This is a genomic window from Anabaena sp. UHCC 0253 (assembly GCF_009712085.1).
GTDB lineage: Bacteria > Cyanobacteriota > Cyanobacteriia > Cyanobacteriales > Nostocaceae > Dolichospermum.
In genome coordinates this window covers 565707-570795 of sequence record NZ_VILD01000001.1, presented here as the reverse complement: position 1 = coordinate 570795, position 5089 = coordinate 565707, and the positions used below count along the sequence as shown (strand labels likewise).

The 5089-nt window shown below is 38.3% G+C and carries 3 protein-coding genes and 1 pseudogene; 3 read left to right on the top strand and 1 reads right to left on the bottom strand.

What is annotated here, in order from left to right:
* Positions 1 to 91 precede the first annotated feature (91 nt).
* Positions 92 to 484 (bottom strand): annotated as a pseudogene (locus tag FJR38_RS29205) (alpha/beta fold hydrolase); the annotation flags it as partial.
* Here FJR38_RS29205 and FJR38_RS02520 point away from each other — a divergent pair.
* The 3 genes from FJR38_RS02520 (at position 479) to zwf (ending at position 4894) form a co-directional block, all read left to right on the top strand.
* A complete protein-coding gene (locus FJR38_RS02520) occupies positions 479 to 1477 on the top strand; it encodes a glycosyltransferase family 39 protein (RefSeq protein WP_168535604.1) in 999 nt (332 codons plus the stop codon). The pseudogene FJR38_RS29205 and the gene FJR38_RS02520 overlap by 6 nt on opposite strands.
* A gap of 337 nt (positions 1478 to 1814) precedes the next feature.
* A complete protein-coding gene (gene fbp / locus FJR38_RS02515; RefSeq protein WP_168499556.1) occupies positions 1815 to 2861 on the top strand; it encodes a class 1 fructose-bisphosphatase in 1047 nt (348 codons plus the stop codon).
* 503 nt (positions 2862 to 3364) lie between these two features.
* Positions 3365 to 4894: a glucose-6-phosphate dehydrogenase gene (gene zwf / locus FJR38_RS02510; RefSeq protein WP_168499554.1), complete on the top strand. Its 1530-nt coding sequence runs from the start codon at positions 3365 to 3367 to the stop codon at positions 4892 to 4894.
* The last annotated feature ends 195 nt before the right edge of the window (positions 4895 to 5089 follow it).

Sequence of the window (5089 nt, the reverse complement as noted above, 5' to 3'; positions counted from 1 at the left end):
TAATACTTGGTTATATGATTGATTGGTGAAAATGATTTCTTTAGATCCCCAGCTTTTTGAAGAAGTCGGGGATTTTGTTAATTAAAGGAGCTTAATTGCGAAATTCTAATATATGTTGGGCGACAATTTGGGGTTGTTCTAAATGGGGAATATGACCACAATCTTTAATCCAAATTAGCTTACTTTGGGGAATGGCTTTAGCAAACTTTGGAGCATCCCCAGTTCCCAAAATTTTATCACTATCGCCCCATAAAATTAAAGATTTACCACCAAATATTTTCACAATTTCTGGAGGAGAACCAAATTGTTTTAGCGGTTCTAATTTCAGTACAGACAAATCTTCAATATTTTCAATTCCCTCATTAGCATATTTTTCTAAAAGTGCATTTAAAACCGCCCTTGCTTTTTCACCATATTTAGTAAAATAATCTCGTTTTCGGACATTTTCTGCTCTTTCTTTACGAGTTAAAGGTGGACGATTCCAATTGTTTCTATTTCTCTCTTTTATGTCTTCAGTTTAAAATTATGTAATACGAATATTGCAATTATCTCTACTTTGATTTTTGCGACAAATCCTAATACTGTTTTTCTTTCTAGATTAGCAGTTAGCGAAAATCTCATTGTTTTTTTAAGTTTATCTACTTTACTTTGTTTTTTAAGATATTGCGAATCTGCTAATTCAACCTATCTTTACATTTCTGCTGTTTTAGCTGGGATAGCATCTCTAGCTAAAATAACTGGCTTTTTTCTTGTCCTTGTGCTTTGCTTACTGCTGATTTATCAAAAGAAATGGCGAGAAAGTTTAGTAGTTTTTGTAATTGGCTTACTAATATTATCTGTATATTTTATTTATGGTAGTGTTTATGATATTGATCTTTTCTTTAAGGTACTTCAATCTCATACTAACCGATTTGAGAATTTCCTGTTATTTAAAGAAATCATCTTGTACCCTGTATTCTTTGAAGATGGTTGGTTAACTTTTAGTTGGCTAATTTTGATTGCAGTTTTTAGAACATTTTCAACTAATATCAAATACCAACTTATTTATATTCCCATTATTGTCTATTCATTTATTCTCTTATTTTCTGGCGCTCAAAGCCATTTCTATGCTTGGTATCTGATTCCATATTTTCCTTTTTTGTTTTTAGCATTAGGAATATTTCTGGAGGATTTTATCAGCAATCCAGACTTTATCAGTGCCTGTTTAATCAGTATTTTTATAGGAGCGTGGAGTTTTAATTACAGTCTTCAGTACGGATTAGGTAATTTTTTGCTAGAATTATCAATAACAAAGTATTTATTCATAGTATTGACTTCTTTACTAATCCTACCTTTTTTAGTTCATTCTGTAATTCCATCTCGACAAACAAAGTTTTTTGCAAGTTTAGTTGCAGGGTTGACAATAGTTATTTTACTTTTAGGAAATATTAATATTGTTACCAACTTTGATCTTTCTCAGCAGTTGCCTGTTCAGTAAGTAGGTAGATGTGAAATCAATACTGTTTGGTTAAGAGTTTTTGTAGATTAGGTTAAAAGACAGCGAAACCCAACAAATGCTTATAAATGTTGGGTTTTGTTCCATTGCTTTGCAATGCTAACACGAACAACCCAAGCTACTTAGGTTTAACAGTATACTTATTTTATGAAGCGAATAACTCCAGTAGCTAGTGAGGATTGTCTCAAAGCAGTTGAATTCTTTAGTTTATATAAAATCAGTTTTAAGTTATCAAATTACTTTTCTAAGATAGAAGTAGCGAATAAAATCGCCAAAAGCAAAAAATCACCCAATCGCAAATTGGGAGGAAATAATAAACATGACGCAAGCACAAAAATCTTTAGAATCTGTCAACAGTGCTACAGATAAAGCCCTAGATCGTGATTGTACAACATTATCCCGCCACGTCCTCCAACAACTACAGAGTTTTGGTCCAGATGCACAAGATTTAAGTGCGCTCATGAATCGCATCGCTTTAGCAGGTAAACTGGTTGCTCGTCGTTTGAGTCGTGCTGGTTTAATGGAAGGGGTTCTAGGATTTACTGGAGAAGTCAATGTCCAGGGAGAATCCGTCAAAAAGATGGATGTTTACGCCAATGAAGTATTTATTTCCGTCTTCAAACAAAGCGGCTTAGTTTGTCGTCTTGCTTCCGAAGAGATGGAAAAACCCTATTATATCCCTGAAAACTGCCCCATTGGTCGTTATACTCTCCTTTATGACCCCATTGATGGTTCATCTAACACAGATAACAATCTCAGTTTAGGTTCGATTTTTGCCATTCGTCAGCAAGAAGGAACAGATATTGATGGTGAAGCGAAGGATTTGCTCACCGATGGACGCAAGCAATTAGCCGCAGGCTATATTCTCTATGGTCCAAGCACCATGCTGGTTTATACGATAGGTACAGGAGTACATTCATTTATTCTTGACCCTAGCCTGGGTGAGTTTATTCTGTGTGAAGAAAATATCAAAATGCCAAATCACGCTGCTACTTATAGCGTTAATGATGGTAACTTCTGGCAATGGGATGAACCTTTTAGAGAATATATCCGTTATGTGCATCGCACTGAAGGCTATAGCTCCCGTTACAGTGGCGCAATGGTGAGCGATATTCACAGAATTTTATTACAGGGCGGAGTTTTTCTTTACCCAGGAACACTACAAAAACCAGAAGGTAAATTACGTTTGTTGTATGAAACTGCGCCTTTAGCATTTTTAATTGAGCAAGCTGGCGGTGTTGCTAGTACAGGAACAATGGATATTTTAGATGTAGTACCTACCAAACTACATCAGCGGACACCGTTAATTATTGGCAGTAAAGAAAATGTGGACAAAGTGAAATCTTTTCTGCAAACAGGTAAATAGACAAAACTATAGCATCTGCCAATCTTCACATTCATACCAAAATCTACGAGGAAAAAGCAAGAGAAATTTCTAGCGATCGCTCCAAAAAAGCTGACTAGAGTTTTCTACACTCATCAAAACCTTACAAGACCCCAACATTAATAGTAATATTGGTGGTTCTAAAACGATTGACTCTCTATCCACAAATAACATTATGGATAGAGATTTGCATAACCAAATCACTGAGTCATAAATATAACAAAGTTAATGTTCGACTTTTGACTTAAATTTTGTACTTTATGTACCTACAATATGCTGTCTGTGTCCTTTCTGTGTCATTCATGAACTCTTTACAAAGCAAAGTCAAGCTATTCTCACCTGTAGAGGGAATTGGGGAAGTAGGGGTAGGAAAGGATCAAAAAATCAGGAAATGAGGAGAATATAGATCCTTACTTTGTGCCTCCTTCTTGCCACCTAAACCCCAATTCAACATCCAAAATCTAAAATCTAAAATCTAAACTCCTATGGTCAGTCTGTTAGAAAATCCATTGCGCGTTGGTCTACAGCAACAAGGGATGCCCGAACCGCAAATTATCGTCATCTTTGGTGCTTCCGGAGATTTAACTTGGCGGAAGTTAGTCCCAGCATTATATAAATTGCGGAGAGAAAGACGTATTCCCGCAGAAACAACCATTGTCGGAGTAGCCCGTCGAGAATGGAGTCATGAATACTTCCGTGAGCAAATGCAAAAAGGCATGGAAGAAGCTCACGCTAGTGTAGAACTAGGCGAACTTTGGCAAGACTTTTCTCAAGGTTTGTTTTACTGTCCAGGGAATATAGATGACCCTACAGGCTACCAAAAACTCAAAACCTTATTGGCTGAACTAGACGAGAAACGGGGAACAAGGGGAAACCGGATGTTCTACCTTTCCGTTGCACCTAACTTCTTCCCTGAAGCTATTAAGCAGCTAGGATTAGCGGGGATGCTAGATGACTCAGAAAAACATCGTCTAGTGATTGAAAAACCCTTTGGTCGTGACTTAGCTTCTGCCCAAAACCTCAACCAAGTAGTACAGAAGTTTTGTAAAGAAAACCAAGTTTATCGTATTGACCACTACTTGGGTAAAGAAACAGTTCAAAACTTGCTGGTTTTCCGCTTTGCCAATGCCATTTTTGAACCTCTATGGAATCGGCAATTTGTTGATCATGTCCAAATTACCGTAGCAGAAACCGTAGGAGTAGAAGACCGGGCTGGTTACTATGAAAGCGCCGGCGCACTGCGGGATATGTTACAAAATCATTTGATGCAGCTTTACTGTTTAACAGCAATGGAAGCACCCAACTCTATGGATGCTGATAGTATCCGTACAGAAAAAGTAAAGGTGCTACAAGCTACTCGTTTGGCAGATGTCCATAATTTGTCACAATCAGCAATTCGGGGACAGTATAGTGCTGGCTGGATGAAAGGTAAACAAGTGGAAGGGTATCGCAATGAACCAGGAGTTAATCCTGAATCAACTACTCCCACCTATGTAGCCATGAAGTTTCTAGTAGATAATTGGCGCTGGAAAGGTGTTCCTTTCTACCTACGGACTGGCAAGCGGATGCCAAAAAAAGTGAGTGAAATTGCCATTCACTTCCGCGAAGTTCCTTCTAGAATGTTCCCCTCGGCTGCTCAACAAGCAAACGCCAACGTTTTGGCTATGCGGATACAACCTAATGAAGGTATTTCCCTGCGGTTCGATGTAAAAATGCCTGGTGGTGATTTCCGCACCCGTTCCGTAGATATGGATTTTAGCTATGGTTCTTTTGGTATTTCCGCTACAAGCGACGCTTACGATCGCCTTTTCCTTGATTGTATGATGGGCGACCAAACTCTATTCACACGGGCAGACGAAGTAGAAGCAGCTTGGCAAGTAGTTACACCAGCCCTTTCTGTATGGGATTTACCCGCAAATCCTGCTACCGTTCCTCAGTATGAAGCTGGTACTTGGGAACCAGAAGAAGCAGAATTATTAATTAACCAAGACGGCCGTCGTTGGCGCAGACTTTAATTAGTCAGTGGTCAGTGGTCAGTAGCAAAACAACTGACAACTGACAACGAACAACTGACAACGAACAACTGACAACTGACAACGAACAACTGACAAAATTAACTATGGTTTCCCAAGCACCTACGATTTTTTCTTTGCAAGCACCCAAGGATGTTTCCCTCACAGAAATTGAGGCAGAACTCAATCAAGTTTGGC

Excerpts from the sequence above, each read along its gene's own strand:
- fbp (WP_168499556.1), top strand. The coding sequence starts at position 1,815 with ATGACGCAAGCACAAAAATCTTTAGAATCTGTCAACAGTGCTACAGAT.
- zwf (WP_168499554.1), top strand. The coding sequence starts at position 3,365 with ATGGTCAGTCTGTTAGAAAATCCATTGCGCGTTGGTCTACAGCAACAA.